Origin of the sequence: Clostridium oryzae (genome assembly GCF_002029235.1) — a bacterium.
Classification (GTDB): Bacteria; Bacillota; Clostridia; order Clostridiales; family Clostridiaceae; genus Clostridium_AE; species Clostridium_AE oryzae.
In genome coordinates this window covers 1-1,537 of the sequence record NZ_MZGV01000156.1, presented here as the reverse complement: position 1 = coordinate 1,537, position 1,537 = coordinate 1, and the positions used below count along the sequence as shown (strand labels likewise).

Here is a 1,537-nt window from a genome sequence, read left to right as displayed (position 1 = left end):
ATTTTATATATATTATTTTTAGAACAGTGTTACAGACTGTTCTTTTTTTCTTTTACAATAATGTTGAAGTTAAAAGGCTACTTTTGATATAATGTTCTAAATTAATAAATTTGGAGGTTAAATATTTTGAGAGAGCAATTAATAAACATTGTTTTGATAATACCGGCTATGCTTATTGCATTTACCTTTCATGAATATGCTCATGCATTTATAGCATATAAACTAGGGGATAAGAGTCAGAAATTCCAAGGCAGACTTACCTTTAATCCCATTGCACATATAGACTTGATAGGTCTTTTGATGATATTAGTATTTAAGTTCGGATGGGCAAAGCCTGTTCAGGTCAACAGATCAAGTTTTAAGCATTACTATAAGGATGACCTAAAGGTTTCCATCGCTGGACCACTGGCTAACTTGGTTATAGCATTTATTTTTACACCTATTTTATGGCTTTATATAAATAAATTTATGCCTAGTATTTCAAATCAAGATTTAAATGGCATTCTATTAAAAATAATATATCAAGTAATAGATTTGAATGTTATGTTTTTTATTTTAAATTTAATACCTATACCAGGTTTTGACGGCTATAACATACTAGCAGATATATTTCCTAAAGCATTTAGCAAGATACCTTATAATGTACAAAATTATGGATTGTTTATAGCAATTGTGATATTTTCACTGCCAATATTCAGACAAATCTTTGGTTTAGCTGTTCAATTTATAGAAAGTGGTCTGTTTACAATATTTAATTTAGGGTATTTAATTGGCATGTAGACTGTATTAGGAGGCAAGAAATGCGACTTAGAAAAAAATGGTGGGCTCGACCTGAAATGGAACAAAGTGAGTTGGTAATAACAGAGCCTGAAAAGTACAAAGGAGTATGGCAGCAGCAAGTATTTAATAATAGTAATGAGATACATCTGGAGTTGGGGTGCGGAAGGGGTAAATTTATTTGCGAAAAAGCAGCTCAAAATAGAGATATTAATTATATTGCTATAGATTTAAAAGATGAAGTATTAATCTATGTATTGAGAAAACTTGAGGAAAACGAACTTACAAATGTAAGGATAGTGCCGCTTAATATTGCTAAAGTTGAAGATATCTTTGATAAAAATGAAATATCAAAGATATATATTAATTTCTGCAATCCTTGGCCCAAGGAACGACATAAGAAGAGAAGATTAACACATACAAGATTTCTAGAGAGATACAAGAAATTTATTACTGATGATGCACAGATATGGTTTAAGACAGATGATCAAGGTCTGTTTAACGAGTCACTGGAATATTTTAATGATAGTGGTTTCTCTATAAACTATAAGACTTATGATCTTCATAATAGTGACTTTAAATATAATATTTTAACGGAATACGAGAGCAAGTTTACGGCGCTAGGTATGAACATAATGTTTTTAATTGCACAAAATGGCAGTAAACATAATTAGTTAGAATAATAAATAGATTTTGTGCACTGTATGTAAATAAATTAATAAATTCTTTACTTTTTATTAAAGGTTAATTAATACTATAT

General features: G+C 29.3%; 2 protein-coding genes. Both read left to right on the top strand.

The window, feature by feature from the left end:
• Nucleotides 1–126: 126 nt before the first annotated feature.
• Entirely contained in the window at nt 127–780 is a 654-nt protein-coding gene (locus CLORY_RS22780) for a site-2 protease family protein (protein ID WP_207652255.1), read from the top strand.
• Between the two features lie 20 nt (nt 781–800).
• Nucleotides 801–1,451, top strand: a complete 651-nt coding sequence (gene trmB / locus CLORY_RS22775) for a tRNA (guanosine(46)-N7)-methyltransferase TrmB (protein ID WP_079428881.1) — start codon at nt 801–803, stop codon at nt 1,449–1,451.
• Nucleotides 1,452–1,537 lie beyond the last annotated feature (86 nt).